Below are 22,121 nucleotides of genomic sequence, written 5' to 3' on the forward strand. Positions count from 1 at the left end.
CGATCTGCTCGATCGCCGCCGGAAACCGGCCCTCACGCACGGTGCGCCTCGAATTCTGACTGCGTCATGTATCGGACGCCCAGCTCGTCGAGCAGCGGGCGCAGCCCCTTGCGGTCGAGGCTCAGCTCGGCGCCGGATCCGTAGGCCGCGCGGTCGGCGGCCTCCTTCGCCTCGCGCGCATCGGCGGCCGCGATCGTGGCCTCCACCTCGTCGATCGGCACGCAGCACACGCCGTCGTCGTCGGCGACGACGACGTCGCCGGGGCGCACGAGCATCTCCTCGGCGACGACGGGCACGTTCACGGATCCTGCCGTCGCCTTCACTGTGCCCTGCGCGTGCACGGCGGATGACCAGGCCGGAAAGCCCATCTCGCGCAGGTCGGCGATGTCGCGCACGCCGGTCGTCGTGACGATGCCGCGCACGCCGCGCTGCTGCAGGGCCGTCGCGAACAGGTCGCCGAAGGCGCCATCGGTCGAGGGCGACGTCGTGGCGACGACGAGGAGGTCACCCGCGCGGCACTGCTCGATCGCGGCGTGGATCATGAGGTTGTCGCCCGGCCAGCTGAGGACCGTGACGGCGGATCCGGCGACGCGCGCGCCCTGCTGAACGGGCCGGATCGACGACCCCGCGAGCCCGCGGCGGCCCATGGCCTCGTGACAGGTCGCGACGCCGAATGCGGCGAGGCGGTCGACGGCCGCCGGATCCGGGCGCCGGATGTCGGTGACGACGACGCCGCGCGTGCCGATCATCAGGCGAGCTCCGTCGTCACCTGCGGGTAGTACCGCTCGTATGCCTCACCCATCGTGTCGTGGGGCAGGCCGAGGTTCGGGCCGGCGTTGCGGCGCAGCTGCACGCCGCGGCGGATCGCGAGCTGCGTGTAGTACTCCCACATATGAGTCTGAGCGGGCAGGCACTCCATCGCCTGGCGCTTCTTCGGGAAGGCATCGGTGATGTCGAGGAGCACGTTCGGCGTGAAGTCGCACTGCTCGGGCTGGTGGGGTTCGAAGAAGAACACGGGAGGGGCGCCGATGATGTCGCCCTGGGCCGGGTAGCTGCCGTCGGAGTTCGCGACGCCGATCGCCTGCGCGAGCACGCGCGCCTGCAGCGCCATGCGTGCGGCGGCGGGATGGTCGCCGTTGTAGGGATCCGCGAGCGGGTGCGTCAGGACGACCGTCGGCTGCACGCGCCGCATGACGTCGACGAGCCGCTGCACGGTCTCGTGGGACTCGACGAGCGGGTAGTCGCCTGCGTCGAGGAACTCGATCTCGGCGCCCAGCGCCTCCGCGGCCGCGGTGGCCTCGGCACGCCGGACCGCCTTGATCTCGTCGAGCGACTTCCCGGCGAGCCACTGGCTCGCGGACTCGCCGCGCTCGCCGTACGAGAGGCACACGACCGTGGCCTTCTCGCCGCGCATCGCGGCCGCGGCGACGGCCCCGCCGGCGCGCCAGACGAAGTCGCCGGCGTGCGCGCTGACGACGAGGAGGGAGGGTTCTGCGTCGGACATGCCCCGAGTAAAACAGCTCCCCCTTGCATTGGTCAAGATTTTGTCTACAATTCTGGTGACGACCGCATTACCTATCCACATAGGTGATCGAGCGCTACGCTCGTCATCAGACAACGACGTCAAGGAGCCCCCATGGCCGACACCCTGCAGCAGCTGCTCGACCGCAGCGGCAACACCGTGGACCTGCTGCGGAACTCGCAGCTCGGCACGTACATCTACCCCGTCGTCCCGACGGAGTTCACCAACTGGCGGCGCGAGCAGAAGGCCTGGCGCGACGCGGCCGTCCTCTACGACCAGACGCACCACATGGTGAACTTCTTCGTCTCCGGCCCCGACGCGCTGCGCCTGCTGAGCGAGACGGGCATCAACAGCTTCGCGAACTTCCCCGTCGGGATGGCGAAGCAGTTCGTCCCGACCGCGTCGAACGGCGGCGTCATCGGCGACGGGATCCTCTTCCACGAGACCGAGGGCCACTACGTCTACGTCGGGCGCGCGCCCGGCGCGAACTGGCTGCAGTTCCACGCCGAGACGGGCGGCTACGACGTCGAGTGGCGCTACGACGACCGCTCCCCCTCGCGTCCGTACGGCGCGGCCGTGACGCGCGAGTACTGGCGGTTCCAGATCCAGGGCCCGCGCGCGTGGGACATCATCGAGAAGCTCAACGGCGGCACGCTCGAGAAGGTGAAGTTCTTCCGCCTGGGCGAGCTCGAGATCGACGGCACCGTCGTGGGGACCCTCCGCCACGGCATGGCAGGCGCCCCGGGCCTCGAGCTGTGGGGCCCGTACGAGGACCACGGCCGGATCCGCGACGCGATCCTCGCCGCCGGAGCCGAGTTCGGCATCGAGCCCTGCGGATCCCGCGCCTACTCGTCCAACACGCTCGAGTCCGGATGGATCCCCTCGCCGCTGCCCGCCATCTACTCGAGCGAGGCCGAGCGCGCGTATCGCGAGTGGCTGCCGGCGAACAGCTACGAGGCCATCAACGCCGTCGCGGGGTCGTTCGTCTCCGAGAACATCGAGGACTACTACCTCAATCCGTGGGAGCTGGGCTACGGATCCTTCGTGAAGTTCGATCACGACTTCATCGGCCGCGAGGCGCTCGAGAAGATCGACCCGGAGCAGCAGCGCCGAAAGGTCACCCTCGCCTGGAACGACGAGGACCTCGGGAAGATCCTCACCTCCGTGCTCGACCGCGACGGCGACGGCTACCAGTTCTTCGATCTGCCGAACGCGAACTACGGATCGAGCAACTTCGACGCCGTGCTCGACGCGGACGGGAAGAACATCGGGCTGTCGCTGTTCACGGGCGTGACGGCGAACGAGAAGCGCGGGCTGTCGCTCGCGACGGTCGACCGCGACGTGCCGGAGGGCGCCGAGGTGACGGTCGTCTGGGGCGAGCCCGACGGCGGATCCGGCAAGACGACGGTCGAGCCCCACACGCAGCTGAAGGTCCGCGCGATCGTCAGCCCTGTGCCGTACGCGACAGTCGCGCGCGAGACCTACCAGGGCGGCTGGCGGTCGACCGGGAAGCTCTGACCCCGCCGGCGAGCGAGCATCCTCCTCGCGGGTGAGCGTCCCTGCGGATGCTCACCCGTGAGAGGCGCTCTCGCTCACAGATCCGGTGGCGACCGGGTGCGGCGTCCCCTCGGCGAGCGCGTGCCGCACGCGGCGCAGATAGTCGGCGAACTCCGCGCTCTCCTTCTCCGAGAAGCTGCTCCGGATGAGCTCCTCGAGGGCGTCGACGGGGGGCTGAGCGCGCGCGATCGCGGCCCGCCCTTCGTCTGTGAGCGACAGCAGCAGGCGGCGGGCATGAGCCGGGTCGCGCTCGCGCCGCACGAGCCCCGCCTCGAGCAGGGGATCCATGGTCTGCGCCATCGTCTGCGCGCGTACGAACGAACGCCGCGCGAGCTCCGAGCTCGTGATGCCGGGGCGGCGCTCGAGAACGGTGAGCGCCGTGAACTGCGCCGTCGTCATCCCCGCCGACGCGCATGCGCTCTCGATCATCGGACGCAGCGCGAGCTCGATCTGCTTGATGACGTAGGTGAAGTTCGTGTGATCCATGCCGCCCCCTCGTGCCCGTTCAGGCTATGGCATCCCGAGGGCAGGGGGCGGCGCTACGGCGCGGGCGCGGGCCCGACGCCGAGGTAGGCGCCGTCGGAGGCAAGGCGGCGCTGAAGCTCGGCGACGTCCACTCCGGACGCGGTCGTGCCGCCGGCGAGCGCGAGGTGCGCGGCCGTCCCGGCCGCCTGGCCCATCGCGAAGCAGGGGCCCGTGACCCTGCCGGAGGACTGCCCGCGCTGCGTCATCGACGCGCAGCGCCCCGCGACGAGGAGGTTGTCGACGCGCAGCGGCACGAGCATCCGGTACGGCAGCTGGTTGAAGCCACGCGATCCCTCTGCGGCGAAGCGGAACTCGACGTCGCCCCGCACATGCGCCTCGACGGGCCAGCCGTTGACGCCGACAGCGTCGTCGAAGTCAGCGCAGCCCAGGACGTCGTCTTCGGTCAGCTGGTACGGACCCACGATGCGGCGGGTCTCCCTGATCCCGATCTGCGGCGCGATGTCGACGACGTACGCGTCCTGGAATCCGGGCGTGCGCTCGCGGATGAAGGCGAAGGTCTCCCGCACCTGGCGCCGCCCCTGGATCTCGCCGCGGGTGAGCTGTCGCACGTCGGTGCCGTCGATGGCGGATCCGTCCTCGTTCGACAGCTGCGTGAGGTTCGATCGCCACTCGAGCGGGTTGCGCTGGGGCCGCACGATGGGCTTCCTGCGGGGGAAGCGGTGGGTTCCCGCGGCTTCGGCGTCCTCCATGAGCCCGCGGATGGTGACCCAGGCGTCGCCCGCCTCGTCGGGCCGCACGCCGTTGATCCGGAACATGAGCGAGGGGTACAGCAGGTGGGGCGAGCGCTCGTAGGGCGCGCCGGCCAGTGCGGCGACGTCGGCGTCGCCCGACGCGTCGACGAAGAATCGCCCGCGCACCACACCGGCGCCCGACTTCGACTCCACGACGACGCCCTCGATCCCGCGGTCGCCCGCGACGACGCCCTGCACGCTGGCGTGGAACAGCAGCTCCGCCCCGCTCGAGACGACGAGGTCGTCGGCCGCCATCTTGTAGGCGGAGATGTCGAACGCCTGCGCCATGATCCGGTCGGCGACCGAGAGGTGGGGCGCGTTGAGCCCGTCGAGATCGTCGAGCCGCTCGAGCAGCTCGTCCGCATACCCGCGGATCACGCGCACGTCGCCGCCGCCGACGCGGGCGTGCAGACCGCAGAACGTGCTGAGCCCGCCCATCGTCCCCGCGCCCCCGAGGAAGCCGTACCGCTCGATGAGCAGGGTCGCGCTGCCCGCACGCGCCGCCGCCGTCGCGGCCATGATCCCGGCCGGCCCGCCGCCGATGACGACGACATCGTATTCGCCGATGACCGGCACATCCCGCGCCGGAAGCCGCACGGTGCCCGTACTCACGCGATCCGCCTCTCCGCCGCGGCGTCGCGGTCGCACGTCCCGGCCGCCCGCGCGCAGAGGACGGCGCCGCAGGCGAGCGGCTGGACCAGCGCGCGGTACTGATCCAGGTATCCGCCGCCCGTGTCGGCATCGGCGGGCGGTTCGTACGGCGGCCGCGCCGCCAGCTCGTCGTCGGGGACGAGCAGGTCGACGGTCCCCTCCGCGAGGTCGATCGCGATCGGATCCCCGTCGCGCACGCGCCCGAGCGGGCCGTCCGCCGCGGCCTCGGGCGACACCTCGCCGATCGTGACGCCCTGGTTGACGAGTCCGCTGAACTGTCCGTCGGTCACGAGCGCGACGCTGTCGGCGAGTCCGCGGGCGTGCAGCGCGAACACGAACGCCGAGGTGAGACCGAGCCCGGGGCCGCCGACGACGCCTATGCCCCGGATCACGGCGACGTCGCCGGGGCGCAGCCGCCCGTCCGAGATGCCGGCGATCGCGTCCTCGCGGCTCGTGAAGACGCGCGCCGGCCCCCGGAACCGCTTCTCGCCCGTGTCGGGGACGGGGCGCTTGGCGACCGCTCCCCCAGGGGCGAGGGATCCGCGGAGCACCGTGATGGCGGGATCCGTGCCGAACGGATCGTCGATCGTGCGGATGACCTCGCCGTCGGCGGGATTCGCCGCCGCGGCGTTCTCCGCGAGGGTGCGCCCTGTGATCGTCGGACGATCCCCGTGGAGGAGCGGCATGAGCTCCCGCACGATCGCGGCGGCGCCCCCGGCGTCCTCGAACTGCTCTGTCAGCCACGGCCCGTTGGGGCGCACGGCGCACAGGAGGGGCGTCTGCCGCCCGAGCGTGCGGAACTCCTCCCACACGTCGACCTCGACGTGCGCCTCGTGCGCGATCGCCTGGAGGTGCTTGATGGTGTTCATGGATCCGCCGATCGCGAGCATGACGCGTGCCGCGTCGCGCACGGCATCGGCCGTGATGATGTCGCGCGGGCGCGCGCCGCGGGCGATCATGTCCGCGAGCGCCGCGGCCGAGCGACGCACGGCGTCCCACATCCGCGGCCCGTTCGCCCGCACGGGGGCGGATCCCGGCACGGCCATGCCGAGCGCCTCGGCCGCGATGTGCATCGAGTTCGCCGTCGCGAGGCCTGCGCAGACCCCCGGCCCGTGGATCGCGTCGTCCGCGAGATCGGGGAGGTCGTCGGCGGGCGCGCCCGTGACGGCGGCCTGCGCGGCCTGCAGGAACACCTCCTCGACGTCGGCCTCGCGCCCCTCGGCGAGGCCGCTGTGCTGGTATCCGCAGGGGACGATCACGGTGGGGATGTCGAGGCGCCCTGCGGCCATGAGATGGGCCGGGGTCGTCTTGTCGCACGAGCTGAGGCAGATCATCCCGTCGAGCCTCGCGCCCTCGACGACGGCCTCGATGTCGTCGACGATGAGGTCGCGACTGGGCAGGATGTAGCGTCCCGCGCGCCCGGCGCTGGTGATGAAGTCGCTCGGCGCCGTGGTGCGGATCTCGAAGGGGAGGATGCCGAGCGCGCGCAGCTCGTCCTTGAGGACCGGCACGATGTCGTCGAGGTGCGCGAAGCAGACGGCGAGCTCGGACGAGGTGTTCACGATCGCGACCTTCGGCTTCGTCAGCTCGTCGGCGCGGATGCCGAGCGCGTTCCATTGTGCGCGGCGCGCGACTCCGAGCGCCGAGGTGTCGGAGAAGTTGCTGCGCAGTTCGGTCATGGCTTCCTCGTCGTCTCCGTGTGACGGGCCGCATCGCCACCCGGAGTGTACGCATAGCGGTCGCTTTGTCGCAATGTGTTCCCTGGGATCCGGTCTCGGTGTTAGCCTCGCCGCGTGCCTGACTCGATGACGATCCGGGAGACCCTCTTCGCCGGCGGCGAGCTCGTCCGCGCGAACGGCGACGACGCGCTCACCGTGCGCAACCCGTTCGACCGCTCAGTCCTCGGCCGCGCCCCCGCGTGCGGGCGCGCGGACGTCGACCGCGCCGTCCGGGCGGCGCGCGCGGCGTTCGACGACGGGCCCTGGCCGCGCCTGCCGCCGGGCGAGCGCGGCGACTGGATCGACCGGCTCGCAGACGAGATCGAGCGGAACGCCGCCCACAGCGCGGCCCTCGTGACCGACGAGATCGGGCAGCCCGCCACGGTCGCGGGCTACATGAACGGGATCCGGCCCGTGCAGCACCTGCGCTACTACGCGCGACTCGCCCGCACGCTCTCGGGTGAGGAGGAGCGGGTCAACGTCGACCGCGAGGGCAGCTCGCTGCATCTGCGCCGCCCGCTCGGCGTCGCCGCCCTCATCGTCCCGTGGAACCACCCGCAGTCGTCGACGACCCTGAAGCTCGGGCCCGCGCTCGCGGCCGGCTGCGTCGTCGTGATCAAACCGGCGCCCGAGTCGCCCCTCGACATCTTCTCGCTCGCCGACGCCGCCCGGGCGATCGGGCTCCCTCCCGGCGTCATCAACATCGTCACGGGTGGCGCCGAGACGGGGCGCGCGCTCGTCTCGCACCCCGGCGTCGACAAGGTGGCGTTCACAGGATCCACCGCGGCCGGCAGGGACATCGCATCCGTCGCCGGCGCGCGGCTCATCCCCGCGACGCTCGAGCTCGGCGGGAAGTCCGCCGCGATCCTTCTCGACGACGCCGACCTCGACGTCGTCGTCGGCAGCCTGCGCACCGCGTCGTTCGGCAACACGGGCCAGAACTGCGTCGCGCTCTCGCGCATCCTCGTTCCCGAGTCGCGGTATCCGCGGGTCGTCGACGCGCTCGTCGACCTCGCGCGCGATCTGCGCATGGGAGACCCGAAGGATCCGCGCACCGAGGTCGGCCCGCTCGTCTCCGAACGCGCCCTCGCGCGCGTGACGGAGATGGTCGGCGCCGCCGCGGCCGCCGGCGCCGCGGTCCACACGCGTGAGACTCCGGCCCCGACCGGCGGCTGTTTCTTCACCCCGCGCGTGATCACGGGCGCCGCCCCCGACAGCCCGATCGCGCAGGAGGAGATCTTCGGCCCCGCCGTCACGGTGCACCCGTATCGCGACCTCGACGAGGGCGTGCGGATCGCGAACGCGACCGGATACGGGCTGGCGGGCGCCGTCTACGGAGCCGACGAGGAACGTGCCCTGGCCGTCGCCCGGCGCGTGCACACGGGCTCGATCGGCGTGAACGGCTATCGTCCGGACCTCGGCTCACCGTTCGGCGGCGTCAAGGACTCCGGTCTCGGGCGCGAGTTCGGGCCCGATGCGATCGAGAACTACCGCGAGAGCACGTCCGTGTTCCGCTGACCTGAGGAGAACCGATGCCCATCACGTCTCGCGCGGCCATCGTCCGCGCCGCACCGGGAGAGTTCGAGATCGCCGACGTCGTCGTCGATGATCCGCGCCCGAACGAGATCCGCGTGACGATGGTCGCCGCGGGCATGTGCCACTCGGATCACCACATGATGACCGGAGACAGCGTGGCCGGCCACCTGCCGATGGTGTGCGGCCACGAGGGCACGGGCGTCGTGCAGGCGGTCGGACCGAACACCCCGGGCTGGTCGGTCGGCGACGCCGTCGTGTTCACCTGGATCCCCAGCTGCGGTTCGTGCCGCTGGTGCGCGGGCGGCATGACGAACCTCTGCGATCGCGGGCGGTACCTGCTGGCGGGGCACCGCTTCGACGACGAGGGGAGCTTCCGCTTCGCACTGCCGGACGGCACCGACGTCGGTCAGATGTGCCAGGTCGGCTCCTTCTCGGAGCACACCCTCGTCTCGGTCGACTCCGCCATCCGCCTCCCGGCGCACGTCGACCTCGAGAAGGTGTGGCTGCTCGGATGCGGCGTCGGCACCGGCTGGGGCAGCGCCGTCTACGCGGCGGAGACCGAGCCGGGAGACGTCGTCATCGTCATGGGCGTCGGGGGCGTCGGCATCAACGCCGTCCAGGGCGCCCACCATGCCGGCGCCGTCGCGGTGATCGCCGTCGACCCCGTGGAGTTCAAGCGCGATGCCGCGCTCTCCCTCGGCGCGACGCACGCCTTCTCGGACATGGACGACGCCGCCGACTTCGCGCGATCCATCACGAACGGGCAGGGCGCCGACCGAGCGATCGTCACGGTCGGCGTGGTTTCCGGCGAGCACGTCGCGCAGGCCGTCGCCGCGATCCGGAAGGGCGGCGTCGCCGTGGTCACAGGGATCGCCCCCGACAGCGAGACGAGCATGCCGATCAGCCCGCTCGAGCTCACCCGGTACCAGAAGCGCATCCAGGGGACGATCTACGGGCACGCGAACCCGCAGGCCGACGTCGCGCGCCAGCTGCAGATGTACGAGGCGGGCATGCTCAAGCTCGACGAGCTGATCACGCGCATGTACGCGCTCGACGACATCAACGAGGGGTACCGCGACATGATCGAGGGCCGGAACATCCGGGGCGGCATCCTCTTCTGAGCCTCCTCACCCGCGGTAGAGCTGCGGGTTCGCCGCCATATATGCGCCCGCGATGCGCTCCGCCTCCGCTCGCAGCACAGGGATGACATCGCGCGTCAGCGAGGCCTCGTCCTGCCGCACCGTCGTCGACGACACCCCGAGGGCGCCGATGACGTCGCCCGCGGCGCGCACCGGCACGGCCGCGGCGACCATGCCCGGGTTCAGCTCCTCGATCGACACATCGAATCCCCGCGCACGCACGGCGTCGAGCCGGCGCCGCAGCTGATGCTCTCCCGTGAGCGTCGACGGCGTGTGCGCTTCCCAGTCGATCTCGCCGACCACGGCATCGAGCTCGGCGTCGGACAGCTGCGAGAGGAGGACCTTCCCCGCCGCCGTCGCCGACGCGGGCAGGCGCATGCCGACGCGCACGGATCCGGGGAGGGGTCGGTGATCCTCGGATCGCGCCACGTGGATCACGTCGGCCCCGCTGAGCACCCCGAGGCTGCACGTCTCGCCGAGGCGGCGCACGACGTCGTCCATCGCGCTGCGGGCGATCTCGGGCAGGGACGAGTCGGCGAAGTACGCGGCGCCGAGTTCGAGGATGCGCGGGGTCAGGCGCCACAGCCCGCGGTCGCCGCGCACGTATCCGAGGTGCTCGTAGGTGATCAGGATCCGCCGCACGACGGGGCGCGGCAGCCCGGAGCGCGCCGCGATCTCACCCGAGGACAGGAGGGCCTGGCCGCGGTCGAATACGCGCAGCACCGCGATCCCCCGCTCGATGCTCTGCACGCGGTCGCGCGATCGGTCCGTACGCTCTGCGGTCACGCGCTCATCCTAGGCGCCCTCCGAGCCGGAGCATTGTCATCGATTTCTATTTCAGGTAGCCTGAGATTGAGGGCGATGAAGCCCCATCGCGACGAGGCGAAAGAGGAGAACGATGACAGCCACGGCAGTCTCCGTGACGATCGACGACCTGCCCGAGCTGGCCGGGCGGAGCTTCGGCCCCTCCGGCTGGCACGAGGTGACGCAGGAGGAGGTGGACCTCTACGCGAAGGTGTCGGGAGACGACAACCCCATCCACATCGACGCGGAGTTCGCGGCGGCGACTCCGTTCGGCACCCGCATCGCGCACGGGCTGCTGACGCTGAGCCTCGTCGTCCCCCTCATGCGCGAGGTGTTCCATGTCACGGGCGTCGGCATGGGCATCAACTACGGCATGAACAGGGTGCGCTTCCCCGCGCCCGTCCCCGTGGGATCCCGGATCCGCGTGCGCGGAGAGGTGACCGAGGTGACGGAGGTGACGGGCGGCTACCAGATCGTGAACGCCGTGACCTTCGAGGTCGAGGGATCCGACAAGCCCGCGTGCGCGGCCGAGCTCGTGCTGAGGTACTACCGGTGAGCGCCGACATCCGACTCGACGGCCGCGTCGCCGTCGTGACGGGATCCGGCCGCAGCCTCGGGAAGGCCTACGCGCTCGCGCTGGCCGCCGCCGGCGCCGCCGTCGTCGTCAACGACGTCGATGGGGACAGCGCGGCGCAGACCGTGGCGGAGATCGTCGAGCAGGGCGGTCGCGCGACCGCCGTCGTCGCGCCCGTCGGTCCGACATCGACCGCCGATGCGCTCGTCGAGGCCGCGGTGTCCGAGTTCGGCCGCCTCGACGCCGTCGTGGCGAACGCGGGCGTGCTGCGCGATCGCGTGCTGTGGAAGATGGGCGACGACGACTTCGACGCCGTCATCGAGACGCACCTCCGCGGCTCGTTCACGTGCGGCCGCGCCGCCGCGCGCTGGATGCGCGAGAACGACGTCGCGGGGCGCATCGTCCTGATCGGTTCCCCCGCCGGCCAGTTCGGCAGCTTCGGGCAGACGAACTACGCGGCCGCGAAGGCCGGCCTCGTCGCCATGGCACGCACGTGGTCGCTCGAGCTCGCCCGCGCAGGGATCACCGCCAACGCCGTGATCCCCACCGCCCTGTCGCCCATGACGGCGACGATCCCTGCGTACACGCAGGTCTATGACGACTACGTGGCCGGCAGAGGCATCCCCACCGAATACCGCCGCGACCACGCGCTCGGCGCACCCGACGACGTCGCGGGGCTCATCGTCTGGCTCGCGTCCGAGCGGGCGCAGTCGGTCACGGGCCAGGCGATCGGCATCGGCGGCGACCGCCTGACCCTGTACGCCCACCCGCATGTGCTGCGCACGCTCGACCGCGAAGGCGGCTGGACGCCCGCGCAGATCGACGCCTCGTGGCGAGACGAGCTCGCGGACCTGGCGCAGGCGTCCGGGCCGCAGGGTGCCTGACCGATGCGCGGGCACTACGCCGATGTGTGGCGGGCCGTCGCGGACGCCGCACCGGATCGCATCGCGATCCGCGAGATCGGGGGCACGACCTGGACGTACGCGCGCTTCGTGCGTGAGGCGGGCGCGCTCGCCGCGACCCTCGCGGACCGGGGCGTCCGCCGTGGCGACGCCGTCGCGATGCTGCTGTACAACCGGCCCGAGTTCCTCATCACCCTGCTGGCCTGCCTCGCGACGGGCATCACGCCCGTCCCCCTGAACTTCCGGTTCCGCGCCGGCGAGGCCGCGGCGCTTCTGGACGATTCGGGCGCCGCCGCGCTCATCTACCCGACCTCGCTCGCCGACGTCGCGCACGACGCCGTCGCGCAGGCGTCCGGGGATCCGCTGCTCGTGGCCGTCGCCGACGAGGCCCCGCCCGCCGCGCGTGCCGGGGCGATCCCGTGGGCAGACGCGGTCACCGGCGAGGCGCCCCTCCCCGAGCGCGTGCCGGACCACGGCGAGCTCTGGATCTACACGGGCGGCACCACGGGGCGCCCGAAGGCCGTGCGCTGGGACGAGCAGGACATGTTCGAGGTGCAGATGGTCTCGACGTACTCGCTCGCGGACCTGCCGTGGCCGAGGACGGCCGCCGACGCGGCCGCGATCGCGACGGACCCCGCGACGCCCCGCATGGTGAACCTGCCGATCGCGCCGTTCATGCACGGCACCGCGCTGACGACGTCGATGAGCACACTCACGCTCGGCGGCACGGTCCTGATCACGTCGTCGCCGCGGTTCGACGCCGACGCCGTCGTGCGCTTCGCGAACGACCAGGCGGCGACGCGGATCATCGTCGCGGGCGACGCCGTCGCGATCCCCCTCGCGGACGCCGCCGAGGCGATCGGCGCCGGCCTGAGGACGGTGACGAGCGTCATGAGCTCCGGGATGCGGTTCAGCCCCGAGACGAAGAGGCGCCTGCACCTGCTCGGCGAGCTCACGATCTTCGACCTGCTCGCCTCGACGGAGGGCGGCGGCTTCGCCGTCACGACGACGACCGGCGTCGACGACCTCCCCGGGAGGCCGCGACTGTACCCGACAGCGGTCGTGCTCGACGACGAGATGAACGAGGTGCAGGATCGTCCCGGCGCGCTCGGCGTGCTCGCACAGCGTGGGGCGCTCCCGCTCGGCTACCACGGCGACGAGGAGAAGACCCGCGCGACCTTCCCCGTGATCGGCGGCGTGCGCCACGTCGTGCCGGGGGACTGGGTGCGCGTCGAGGACGATCGCCACATCGAGTTCCTCGGGCGCGGGAGCGGTGTGATCAACACGGGCGGCGAGAAGGTGTACCCCCTCGAGGTCGAGGAGGCACTGCTCAGCCACCCCGCCGTCGCCGATGCCGTCGTGCTGGGCGCGCCGGACCCGCGATTCGGCGAGATCGTGACGGCCGTGGTCGAGGCGAGCGGAGACGTCACCTCTGACGAGCTGATGGCGCACGTCGGCACGCAGCTCGCGGGATACAAGCGCCCGCGCCACATCCTGTTCCGCCCGGCGATGAACCGCACGCCGACCGGGAAGGTCGACATCGGCCGGCTGCGGAACGATGTCGTGCGCGATCGGGAGCGACCATCGTGACGGGCGTCGGGCCCGACTACCCGGGCGACCTGCTCGCGTTCGCCCGCGACCTCACGCGCGCCGAGCGCGCGAAGCTCGCCGAGCTCCGCGCCTTCCTCGAGTCCGAGGTGCGCCCTGTCCTCGTCGACCGGTGGGAGCGCGGCGACTCGCTCGCCGACTTCCGCCGCCCCCTCGCCGATCTGCGGCTCCTCGACGACCCGGCTGTCCTCGGCGACGACGGCAGACCGAGCCGCCTGTACCGCGGCTTCGTGACCGTCGAGCTGAGCCGTCTCGATCTCGCGATGTCGATCACGTTCGGCGGTCAGGTCGGCATGTTCCGCACCCTCGTGCACGCGGGCGGCAGCCCGGAGCAGATCGCCGCGTGGGATCCGGGGATCCTCGACTTCACCTTCACGGGATGCTTCGCGCTCAGCGAACCCGACCACGGATCCGATGTGGCCGGCGGCATGGAGACGACCGCCCGTCGGACCGCCGACGGATGGCGGATCACGGGACGCAAGCGCTGGATCGGCAACGCCACCATCTCGGACAACCTCGTCGTCGTCGCGCGCGAGGCGGACGGCGACCGCATCCTCGCGTTCGTCGTGCCCGCCGACGCGCGCGGCGTCACGCGGCGGGTCATCGCGCGCAAGGGCGCCACGCGCATGGTGCACAACGCCGATGCGTCGTTCGACGACGTGCTCGTCGCGGAGGGGCGCCGACTCCCCCGCATCGAGAGATTCGCCGACATCACGCGCGCGTTCCGCGCCCTGCGCGGAGACATCGCGTGGAGCGCGGCCGGGATGCAGCTCGGCGCATACGCGGCGGCCGCCGCATACGCGGACGAACGCGAGCAGTTCGGCCGCCCCATCGCGGGGTTCCAGCTCGTCCAGGACAAGCTCGTGCGAATCGTCGCGAACATCGCCCAGACCCTCGCCCTCGCGGTGCGCACGACGACGCACCCGATCGACGACGACGTGTCGGCGAGCCTCGTCAAGCTCATCGCCGCCGATCGCCTGCGCGAGTCGGTCGCGCTCGCCCGAGAGGCGATGGGAGGCAACGGCATCCTCCTCGAGAACGACGCCATCCGCTTCTTCGCGGACGCCGAGGCGATGTACACCTTCGAGGGGACGCGCGAGATCAACACCCTGATCGTCGGGCGCGCCCTCACGGGCCGCAGCGCGTTCACACGGTGACGAATCCCGCGACGAACCTTGATTTCATTCTCAGGTTCCCTGAGAATGGTCCGCACCCGACACGCTGACCCCCGCAGCCGTGAACGCGGCTCGATCTCAATGACGAGAGGAACAGCCATGCACGATCATGCTCCGACCCCCGCCGGTCTCTCGCGCCGGCAGCTCATGAAGGCCGCCGGCGTCACGACCCTGGCCGGTCTCGCGACCGCGGCCACCACCGGCGCGGCCGCGCAGCCGGCGACCCGACCCACCAGACGCCCCCGCGACGACGGCGCGACGCTCGTCCTCCTCGGCACCGCCGGCGGTCCCACCGTCTACGGCGACCGCGCCGGGATCTCCTCAGCGGTCGTGGTGGGCGACGCGTTCTACCTCGTCGACCTCGGACACGGCGCCCTCGGCCAGGTCGCGGCCGCGCAGCTGAGCACCTCCACCGGGCCCGCCGCGCGCCCCCTCTCGGGCCTGGCGGGCGTTTTCCTCACCCACATGCACTCCGATCACCTGTCGGAGTTCGGGTCGCTGATCATCAACGGCATGTGGAACGGGATCACGGATCCGTCGGCGCCGGTGCCGATCTACGGGCCGGGCGACCGAGGCGGGCTGCCGCCGGTGCTCGGCGATCGCGACGAGCCGCCGGTGATCGCGCCGGAAGACCCCACGCCGGGGACCGTGACGATGACGAGCCGCGCGATCGAGGCGTTCGCGCAGGACCTCAACGAGCGCCTTCGCGGCAGCGGCGGCGTCGACCCGGGCGCCGCGTTCGCGCCCCACGACATCACCCTTCCGAGCGAGATCGACGGCCCGGTCGACGCGGCCCCGATGCCCAGGATCCGGCCCTTCCTCGTCCACGAGGACGACGGAGTGCGGGTGACGGCGACGCTCGTGGAGCACTCGCCGGTGTTCCCGGCGTTCGCGTTCCGCTTCGACACCGACACCGGCTCGGTGACGTTCTCGGGTGATACGGCGCCGTCGGACAACCTCATCGAGCTCGCCCAGGACACCGACGTCCTCGTCCACGAGGTCATCGACCGTGCGTGGGCCGAGGCGCGCTTCCCCGAACCCCGCACGCCCGCGCAGGAGGCCACGCTGAAGCACCTCCTCGAGTCGCACACGACGATCGAGGACGTCGGCCCCGTCGCCGAGGCGGCCGGCGCCCGCGCCCTGGTCCTCAACCATCTCGTACCCGGCGACGGCCCGGTGCCGCAATACCGCAAGGCGGGACGCGGCTTCAGCGGGAGGCTCATCGTCGGCCGCGACCTCGACGAGATCCCCCTCGGACTCTGACGATGAACGATCACGCGGCACCCGCCGCGCTGGACGTCGACGGGCTGAGCGTGCGGTACGGGCGCTCGATCACGGCGCTGACGAACCTCTCCCTGCGTGTGTCGGCTGGCGAGGTGGTCACGCTCATGGGGCTCAACGGCGCGGGGAAGTCGACGCTGTCGCGCGCCGTGACCGGTCTGTTGCCCGGACAGGGCGGCGCCGTGACGGGCGGCCGGATCGCCAGCTTCGGCACCGAGATCACCCGCCGCTCGTCCCGTGCGATCGTCCGACACGGTGTCGCGCAGGCGCTCGAGGGCCGACGCATCTTCGGCGCGATGTCCGTCGTCGAGAACCTCGACATGGGCGCCGCGACGGTGCGCAGGCCGCAGCTGCGCGAGAACCGCGAGCGCATGCTCGAGCTCTTCCCCCGCCTCGCGGAGCGCCGCGACCAGGCGGCAGGGCTCCTGTCCGGCGGCGAGCAGCAGATGCTCGCCGTCGCCCGCGCCATGATGTCGTCGCCGCGTCTCCTGATCCTCGACGAGCCGACGCTCGGCCTCTCGCCCAAGCTCGTCACGTTCGTCAGAGACACGATCCGCGCGATCCGGGAGACGGGCACGAGCGTGCTGCTCATCGAACAGAACGCGACGATGGCGCTCTCCGTCGCCGACCGCGGGTACGTCATCGAGCACGGCCGCATCGTGCACGAGGATGACGCCGACGGTCTGCGCGCGGACGAGGGGCTGCACCGGCTGCTGCTCGGGCTCGGGGCGGAGGCGGCGGCATGAGCGGATCCGCCCTCCTCGAGGCGCGCGGCGTCGAGCTCACGATCGGCGGCCTGCGCATCCTGCGCGGCATCTCGTTCGGCGTGCGGGAGGGCGAGTTCTTCACCGTGATCGGCCCGAACGGCGCCGGCAAGACATCGCTCCTGAACGTCATCAGTCGCATCTACGAACCCACCGCGGGCTCTGTGACGTTCGACGGGGATCCCCTCCTCGCGGCGAAGCGCACGGATCTCGCCGGGCTCGGCATCGCCCGCACCTTCCAGAACCTCGCGCTCTTCGAGCACATGGACGTCATGGACAACGTCGTGCTCGGCCGGCATCGGCTGACGCGCTCGGGTGTCCTGACGGGCGCCGTCTGGTTCGGGCGGGCGCGACGCGAGGAGCGCCGGGCGCGCGAGGCGTGCGAGCCGCTCATCGACCTCATGGGGCTCGGCGACTATCTGCGGCGCCCGATCCGCGACCTGCCGTACGGGATCAAGAAGCGGATCGAGCTCGCCCGCGCGCTCGCCGTGGAGCCGCGGCTCCTGCTCCTCGACGAGCCGGCCGCCGGCATGAACGAGGACGAGACGAACGACCTGGCCGACTGGATCCTCCTCGCGAAGCGCGAGCTGTCCCTCACCGTCGTCATGATCGAGCACGATATGGGCCTCGTCACCAGGCTGGGCGACCGATCGCTCGTGCTCGACTTCGGCACCGCGATCACGATCGAGGAGCCGCGCGCGGCGATCGCGGACCCGCGTGTGATCGCCGCCTACCTCGGCGACGAGTCGGAGGAGACCGACGACCCCACCCGCACCGGGAACCTCGCCGTGCACGCCCCGCGGCACACGACAGGGAACGGCGGCCTGCGATGACCGACGCACTGCAGATCCTCATCTCGGGCATCGCCCTCGGCTGCCTGTACGCCGTGCTCGGGCTCGGCTTCGTCGTCGTCGCACGGGCATCGGGGATCCTCAACCTCGCGCAGGGCAGCTTCGTCGTTCTCGGCGCTTACCTCGCGTACGCCCTGATCCGCCAGCTCGGCATGCCCTTCTGGATCGGCGTCATCGTCTCGATGATGCTCGTCGCGACGTTCGCCGTCGTCCTCGAGGCCCTCGTCGTCCACCGCATCACCGACCACTTCGCGGCGCTGCTGGCGACATTCGGGGTCACGATCGCCGTGGGACCGGTCGTGACCGCCATCTGGCCAGGGGATTCGCTCAACCTGAACGATCCATGGGGCCTCGACGTCCTGCGCGTCGCGGGGATCGGCATCACGGCGCGCGACGCGGTGCTCATCCCGATCACGGCCGTCCTCGTCCTCGGCTTCTTCCTGTTCTTCCGCTTCACCCGCATCGGCCTCAGCCTGCGGGCGACCGTCATCGACGACGAGGCGGCGCGGGCGCAGGGCGTGAGCACCCGCTTCCTCTTCGGCATCTCGTGGGCGATCGCGGGCGCGCTCGGCGCCTTCGGCGGCGTCGTCCTCGCGACCACGGTCGGCGGCGGCGTCCGACCCGGGCTCGAGGTGTACGCCTTCCTCGCCCTGCCCGTGATCATCCTCGGCGGGCTCGAATCGCCGATGGGCGCCGTGATCGGCGGACTCATCATCGGCGTCGTACAGCAGGTCGCGGTGTTCGTCGTCCCCGAGAGCTGGGGATCCGGCTTCGCCGAGGTCGTGCCGTACATCGTCATGCTCGCGATCCTCCTCGTTCGACCGGCGGGGCTGTTCGGCAGGAAGCAGGTGAGGCGCGCATGACCGCGGAATCCGCCCTCGACCGCAGCGGCGCACGGTCCGCGCCGCGCCTGTTCGACGGCGCACTGAAGAAGGCTCTCGCCATCGCGTTCGCCGTCGCGATCGTCGCCGTGCCGCTCAACGTGGCCGACGGCTACATCCTCACCGTGCTCACGACCGCGGCGATCGCCGCGATCGCGACGTCCGGCCTGAACCTCCTCACCGGATTCGCGGGCCAGATCTCGCTCGGCCACGCCTTCTTCGTGGGCGCGGGCGCGTTCTCGGGACAGCTCTTCGGCGGGCAGCTGGGGCTGCCGTTCCTCGTGTGGCTTCCCCTCGCGGCGATCTTCGCGGGGCTGCTCGGCGCGGTCGTCGCACCGTTCGCCCTGCGCCTCAAGGGGCCCTACCTCGCGATGGTGTCTCTGGGTCTCGTGTTCCTCGGCATCTACGCCGCGCGGAACCTGCCGGCGCTGACGGGCGGGCTCAACGGCACCGTCGTCACAGCGGAGGCGTCGATCGGACCGATCGACTTCACGGCGCTCCGGATCGGGCCCTTCCTGCTCACCCGCGAACAGGGCATGTTCCTGCTGTGCTGGGGCATCCTCACCCTCGTCCTCCTCGCGATCGCGAACATCGTTCGCTCGCGTTCGGGGCGGGCGATGCAGGCCATCCGCGACCACGACCTCGCCGCCGAGGTGCTCGGCGTCAGGCGCCTCCCCACGATGATGAACGCGTTCATCGTCTCGTCGGTCCTCGGCGGCCTCGCAGGCGGCCTCCTCGCGGTGCACCTGCAGTACATCCGTCCCGAGAACTTCGGCCTCGACCTGTCGATCCAATACGTCGCGATCGTCGTGATCGGCGGTCTCGCGCGCGTCTGGGGACCGGTGCTCGGCTCCCTCTTCATCGGGCTCGTCCCCGTGCTCGCCATCTGGCTCTCGGGCTTCCTGCCGTTCATCTCACAGGCGGGCCAGCGGGGCGGCGTGAGCGTGTCGAGCTTCGGGCTCATCGTCTACGGCGTGCTCATCGTCGTCTTCCTGCTGTACCGCCGCGAGGGGCTCGTCTCGTTCTTCCGCCTGCCCTCGCGCCGCACCCGCCGCGGCACCGAATCCGATCCCCTCACCGCATCGAACGAAGGACACAGCTCATGAGATTCCGCTTCGCAGGTGCCGCCGCGGCGGCGTCGGCCCTCCTGCTCACGTCGTGCGCCGTCCAGACGGCCCCGACCGGAGACACCGACGACGGCGAGACGGTCCTCGCGTCGGTGCCCGGCTTCGACATCGACGACGGCACGATCCACGTGGGAGAGATGACCGCGCTCAGCGGCCCCCTCGCCCCGTCGTCCGAGGAGCAGGTCGCCGGCCAGAAGGCCTACTACGACCTCGTCAACGCCGATGGCGGCGTCGCGGGCGAGTACCCGGTCGAGGTCATCACCGCCGACAACCAGTACAACCCCCAGCTGGCCGTGCAGGAATACCAGCGCATCAAGGACGACGTCGTGATGTTCTCGGGCGTGCTCGGCGACGCCTCCACGGAGGCGCTCCTGCCCATCCTCGAACGCGACGAGGCCGTCGCGCTCCCCTCGACGCAGAGCTCCCGCTTCACGACCGAGGAGAACCTCGGGATGACCTTCACGTCGTACCAGTCGAACGCGTGGAACACGCTCTCGTACCTCTTCGAGGAGGGCGACATCTCGATGGATTCCGTCGTCTGCTCGATGATCCAGGCCGACGAGTCGGGCCAGGCCCGCCAGGACGGGCTCGAGCACGGCGCCGAGCAGCTCGGCTTCGAGGTCGGCCCGAAGACGGAGTTCGCCCCGACCGACGCCGCATTCACGGCACAGGTGCAGACGCTGAAGAACGCCGGCTGCGAGGTCGTCGTGTTCGGCGGCGCCACCAACAACGTGCCGAACCTCGTCGCGGCCGCGACGCAGCTGAACTACTCACCCACCTGGCTCGCCGAGTTCTTCGCCATCGCCCAGTCGTTCAAGGACACCGACATCTCCGACTACCTCGCGGAGAACTTCGTCGTCACGGGCCTCGCGGGCGACCTCGACGACACCTCGATCGAGGGCATCCGGCTGCTCACGGAGCAGCTCAGCGAGACGCCGACGACGCAGAACGTCTACGGCTTCATGCAGGCGATCACGGCCACCACGATCCTCGAGAAGGCCGTCGAGCTCGGTGACCTGTCGGGTTCCGGCCTCATCGAGGCGATGGCGGCCCTCGACGAGATCGACTATCTCGGGCTCAACGGCCCGATGACCTACGGTCCCGCTCCGGACCGGATGCAGCCCGACACATCCGCGATCTTCGCGTACGACCCCGAGGCGCCCGGCAGCCTCCGCGCCCTCGCCACGATGTATGCGGCGCCGCAGGGCCGCGGGCCGGGTTTCTGAGGCGGGGGGCGCTGCCGCTCCTTCGCATGAGCAGTGCGTTCTGATCTATCAGCACTGCTCATGCTGGTCGGCGCACATCATGCGTTCTGCTGGCTAGCGTGAGCAGCACACCCGCCCGGAACGAAGGAGTTCTCACATGTCCGAATCACTCGCCGCCGCGCTCGAGCGCACCTCCGGCGCGGTCGATTTCCTCCGAGGCGCGCAGGCGCACCCGACGGTGTTCCCCGTGAGCCCCGAGTTCAGCAACTGGCGGTCGGAGCAGCGCGCCTGGCGCGAATCCGTCGCCCTGCTCGACCAGTCGCACCACATGACCGATCTGTTCATCACCGGCCCCGACGCCCTCGCCCTGCTCAGCCGCGTCGGCGTCAACAGCTTCGCGAACTTCGGCCCCGGCCGCGCGAAGCAGTTCGTCGCCGTCAACCACGAGGGATACCTCATCGGCGACGCCATTCTCTTCCACCTCGATGAGGGCGAGTTCGACCTCGTCGGGCACCCGATGGTGATCGACTGGCTGCAGTTCCACGGCGAGACGGGCGACGTCGACGTGTCGTTCACGCGCGACGGCAACTCCCTCGTCCGCGAGGGCGACCCCGCGCTGTACCGGTACGAGCTGCAGGGTCCGCGGGCGCTCGCGGTCATGGAGAAGGTCACGGGCGAGCCGGTCCCCGCGACGCGCTTCTTCCACATGGCCGACTTCCGCATCGACGGGCTCCGCGTCCGCTCCCTGCGACACGGCATGGCGGGGCAGCCCGGGTTCGAGCTGTTCGGCCCGTGGGCGGAGGGCGAGCGCGTGCTGTCGTCCCTGCTCGCCGCGGGCGAGGAGTTCGGCCTCGTGCGGGTCGGTTCGAAGGCATACTCCTCGGCCAACCTCGAGTCTGCATGGGTGCCGTCGCCGCTCCCCGCGATCTTCTCCGGCACCGACACCGACCGGTACCGCGCCTGGCTCCCCGCAGAGCGCGCCGGATCGCTCGCGGGCAGCCTCCTGTCCGAGGACATCGAGGACTACTACCTCACGCCTTACGACCTCGGCTACGACCGCAACGTGTCCTTCGACCACGACTTCATCGGGCGCGCGGCGCTCGAGCGCTTCGCCGCGGATCCGCCGCGCCGCAAGGTCACTCTCGTGTGGGATGCCGACGACGTCGCGGCGGCCCAGCGCACGCTGTACGAAGAGGGCACGCCCGCGAAGTACATCGACTTCCCGAAGGCGCGGTACGGCCTCTACCAGGTCGACCGCGTGCGGGCAGGCGGGGCGGACGTCGGCATCTCCCACGATGCCGGGTACATCACGAACGAGCAGGTCTTCGTCTCGCTCGCGAGCGTCGACGCCGCACACGCCGAACCCGGCACCGAGGTCACGGTGACGTGGGGCGAGGATCCGGTGTCGCGCAAGCCGCAGGTCGAGCCGCACCGCCAGGTCGAGATCCGCGCGCGGGTCGAACCCGCGCCGTACTCGCGCTTCGCCCGGGAGAGCTACCGGGCGAGCTGAGCCCCGCGGCGCGCAGTCGCCCGGCCCCGTGGCCACGGC

At 71.3% G+C, this 22,121-nt stretch carries 20 protein-coding genes; 14 read left to right on the forward strand and 6 right to left on the reverse strand.

Going from position 1 to position 22,121, the window contains the following annotated elements:
* Positions 1-32 precede the first annotated feature (32 nt).
* Both GB932_RS07500 and GB932_RS07505 read right to left on the reverse strand, forming a co-directional pair.
* On the reverse strand, positions 33-749 hold the full coding sequence (locus GB932_RS07500; protein WP_156760058.1) for a 4-carboxy-4-hydroxy-2-oxoadipate aldolase/oxaloacetate decarboxylase: 717 nt from the start codon (positions 747-749) through the stop codon (positions 33-35).
* A complete protein-coding gene (locus GB932_RS07505) occupies positions 749-1,504 on the reverse strand; it encodes a PIG-L deacetylase family protein (protein WP_156760059.1) in 756 nt (251 codons plus the stop codon). The genes GB932_RS07500 and GB932_RS07505 overlap by 1 nt, the downstream gene beginning before the upstream one ends.
* A 132-nt stretch (positions 1,505-1,636) precedes the next feature.
* Between GB932_RS07505 and ligM the strand changes: the two genes are divergently transcribed.
* Positions 1,637-3,040 carry a vanillate/3-O-methylgallate O-demethylase gene (ligM, locus tag GB932_RS07510; RefSeq protein ID WP_156760060.1) on the forward strand — a complete coding sequence of 468 codons (1,404 nt, stop codon included), beginning with the start codon at positions 1,637-1,639 and terminating at the stop codon, positions 3,038-3,040.
* Between the two features lie 51 nt (positions 3,041-3,091).
* Here ligM and GB932_RS07515 read toward each other — a convergent pair whose 3' ends face one another.
* From GB932_RS07515 to GB932_RS07525, 3 genes are read right to left on the reverse strand one after another with little or no spacing between them, the layout of a single operon-like run.
* Positions 3,092-3,565 (reverse strand): MarR family winged helix-turn-helix transcriptional regulator, encoded by a 474-nt coding sequence (locus tag GB932_RS07515; protein WP_156760061.1) that lies wholly within the window; start codon positions 3,563-3,565, stop codon positions 3,092-3,094.
* Between the two features lie 53 nt (positions 3,566-3,618).
* Positions 3,619-4,968, reverse strand: a complete 1,350-nt coding sequence (locus GB932_RS07520) for an FAD-dependent oxidoreductase (RefSeq protein ID WP_197517372.1) — start codon at positions 4,966-4,968, stop codon at positions 3,619-3,621.
* Entirely contained in the window at positions 4,965-6,686 is a 1,722-nt protein-coding gene (locus tag GB932_RS07525) for a dihydroxy-acid dehydratase domain-containing protein (RefSeq protein WP_156760062.1), read from the reverse strand. The genes GB932_RS07520 and GB932_RS07525 overlap by 4 nt, the downstream gene beginning before the upstream one ends.
* Before the next feature lie 114 nt (positions 6,687-6,800).
* Here GB932_RS07525 and GB932_RS07530 point away from each other — a divergent pair, with 114 nt between their 5' ends.
* Positions 6,801-8,243, forward strand: a complete 1,443-nt coding sequence (locus GB932_RS07530; RefSeq protein ID WP_156760063.1) for an aldehyde dehydrogenase family protein — start codon at positions 6,801-6,803, stop codon at positions 8,241-8,243.
* 14 nt (positions 8,244-8,257) lie between these two features.
* Positions 8,258-9,382 carry an NDMA-dependent alcohol dehydrogenase gene (locus GB932_RS07535; RefSeq protein WP_197517373.1) on the forward strand — a complete coding sequence of 375 codons (1,125 nt, stop codon included), beginning with the start codon at positions 8,258-8,260 and terminating at the stop codon, positions 9,380-9,382.
* 6 nt (positions 9,383-9,388) lie between these two features.
* Here the strand turns inward: GB932_RS07535 and GB932_RS07540 are convergent, their stop codons facing one another.
* Positions 9,389-10,186, reverse strand: coding sequence for an IclR family transcriptional regulator domain-containing protein (locus GB932_RS07540; RefSeq protein WP_156760064.1), 798 nt, complete (start codon positions 10,184-10,186; stop codon positions 9,389-9,391).
* Between the two features lie 112 nt (positions 10,187-10,298).
* Between GB932_RS07540 and GB932_RS07545 the strand changes: the two genes are divergently transcribed.
* From GB932_RS07545 to GB932_RS07595, 11 genes are all read left to right on the forward strand, one after another.
* Entirely contained in the window at positions 10,299-10,760 is a 462-nt protein-coding gene (locus tag GB932_RS07545; protein ID WP_156760065.1) for a MaoC family dehydratase, read from the forward strand.
* A complete protein-coding gene (locus tag GB932_RS07550) occupies positions 10,757-11,662 on the forward strand; it encodes an SDR family oxidoreductase (protein ID WP_231916060.1) in 906 nt (301 codons plus the stop codon). Before GB932_RS07545 ends, GB932_RS07550 begins: the two co-directional genes overlap by 4 nt.
* A gap of 3 nt (positions 11,663-11,665) precedes the next feature.
* A complete protein-coding gene (locus GB932_RS07555; RefSeq protein ID WP_156760066.1) occupies positions 11,666-13,270 on the forward strand; it encodes an AMP-binding protein in 1,605 nt (534 codons plus the stop codon).
* Entirely contained in the window at positions 13,267-14,445 is a 1,179-nt protein-coding gene (locus GB932_RS07560) for an acyl-CoA dehydrogenase family protein (protein WP_156760067.1), read from the forward strand. Before GB932_RS07555 ends, GB932_RS07560 begins: the two co-directional genes overlap by 4 nt.
* A 117-nt stretch (positions 14,446-14,562) precedes the next feature.
* On the forward strand, positions 14,563-15,726 hold the full coding sequence (locus GB932_RS07565) for an MBL fold metallo-hydrolase (protein ID WP_197517374.1): 1,164 nt from the start codon (positions 14,563-14,565) through the stop codon (positions 15,724-15,726).
* Between the two features lie 2 nt (positions 15,727-15,728).
* Positions 15,729-16,490: an ABC transporter ATP-binding protein gene (locus GB932_RS07570; RefSeq protein WP_156760068.1), complete on the forward strand. Its 762-nt coding sequence runs from the start codon at positions 15,729-15,731 to the stop codon at positions 16,488-16,490.
* Positions 16,487-17,341: an ABC transporter ATP-binding protein gene (locus tag GB932_RS07575; RefSeq protein ID WP_156760069.1), complete on the forward strand. Its 855-nt coding sequence runs from the start codon at positions 16,487-16,489 to the stop codon at positions 17,339-17,341. Before GB932_RS07570 ends, GB932_RS07575 begins: the two co-directional genes overlap by 4 nt.
* Positions 17,338-18,222 carry a branched-chain amino acid ABC transporter permease gene (locus GB932_RS07580; RefSeq protein WP_156760070.1) on the forward strand — a complete coding sequence of 295 codons (885 nt, stop codon included), beginning with the start codon at positions 17,338-17,340 and terminating at the stop codon, positions 18,220-18,222. The genes GB932_RS07575 and GB932_RS07580 overlap by 4 nt, the downstream gene beginning before the upstream one ends.
* Positions 18,219-19,346 carry a branched-chain amino acid ABC transporter permease gene (locus GB932_RS07585; protein WP_156760071.1) on the forward strand — a complete coding sequence of 376 codons (1,128 nt, stop codon included), beginning with the start codon at positions 18,219-18,221 and terminating at the stop codon, positions 19,344-19,346. The genes GB932_RS07580 and GB932_RS07585 overlap by 4 nt, the downstream gene beginning before the upstream one ends.
* On the forward strand, positions 19,343-20,593 hold the full coding sequence (locus GB932_RS07590) for an ABC transporter substrate-binding protein (protein WP_156760072.1): 1,251 nt from the start codon (positions 19,343-19,345) through the stop codon (positions 20,591-20,593). Before GB932_RS07585 ends, GB932_RS07590 begins: the two co-directional genes overlap by 4 nt.
* A 136-nt stretch (positions 20,594-20,729) precedes the next feature.
* Positions 20,730-22,082, forward strand: coding sequence for an aminomethyl transferase family protein (locus GB932_RS07595; RefSeq protein ID WP_156760073.1), 1,353 nt, complete (start codon positions 20,730-20,732; stop codon positions 22,080-22,082).
* Positions 22,083-22,121 lie beyond the last annotated feature (39 nt).

This window comes from Microbacterium karelineae, from assembly GCF_009745985.1.
Taxonomy (GTDB): domain Bacteria; phylum Actinomycetota; class Actinomycetes; order Actinomycetales; family Microbacteriaceae; genus Microbacterium; species Microbacterium karelineae.

Coding starts and splice junctions, on each gene's coding strand:
- GB932_RS07515 (WP_156760061.1), bottom strand. CDS start 3,565: ATGGATCACACGAACTTCACCTACGTCATCAAGCAGATCGAGCTCGCG.
- GB932_RS07590 (WP_156760072.1), top strand. CDS start 19,343: ATGAGATTCCGCTTCGCAGGTGCCGCCGCGGCGGCGTCGGCCCTCCTG.
- GB932_RS07525 (WP_156760062.1), bottom strand. CDS start 6,686: ATGACCGAACTGCGCAGCAACTTCTCCGACACCTCGGCGCTCGGAGTC.
- GB932_RS07545 (WP_156760065.1), top strand. CDS start 10,299: ATGACAGCCACGGCAGTCTCCGTGACGATCGACGACCTGCCCGAGCTG.
- GB932_RS07580 (WP_156760070.1), top strand. CDS start 17,338: ATGACCGACGCACTGCAGATCCTCATCTCGGGCATCGCCCTCGGCTGC.
- GB932_RS07575 (WP_156760069.1), top strand. CDS start 16,487: ATGAGCGGATCCGCCCTCCTCGAGGCGCGCGGCGTCGAGCTCACGATC.
- GB932_RS07500 (WP_156760058.1), bottom strand. CDS start 749: ATGATCGGCACGCGCGGCGTCGTCGTCACCGACATCCGGCGCCCGGAT.
- GB932_RS07595 (WP_156760073.1), top strand. CDS start 20,730: ATGTCCGAATCACTCGCCGCCGCGCTCGAGCGCACCTCCGGCGCGGTC.
- GB932_RS07555 (WP_156760066.1), top strand. CDS start 11,666: ATGCGCGGGCACTACGCCGATGTGTGGCGGGCCGTCGCGGACGCCGCA.
- GB932_RS07565 (WP_197517374.1), top strand. CDS start 14,563: ATGCACGATCATGCTCCGACCCCCGCCGGTCTCTCGCGCCGGCAGCTC.
- GB932_RS07585 (WP_156760071.1), top strand. CDS start 18,219: ATGACCGCGGAATCCGCCCTCGACCGCAGCGGCGCACGGTCCGCGCCG.
- GB932_RS07570 (WP_156760068.1), top strand. CDS start 15,729: ATGAACGATCACGCGGCACCCGCCGCGCTGGACGTCGACGGGCTGAGC.
- ligM (WP_156760060.1), top strand. CDS start 1,637: ATGGCCGACACCCTGCAGCAGCTGCTCGACCGCAGCGGCAACACCGTG.
- GB932_RS07505 (WP_156760059.1), bottom strand. CDS start 1,504: ATGTCCGACGCAGAACCCTCCCTCCTCGTCGTCAGCGCGCACGCCGGC.
- GB932_RS07535 (WP_197517373.1), top strand. CDS start 8,258: ATGCCCATCACGTCTCGCGCGGCCATCGTCCGCGCCGCACCGGGAGAG.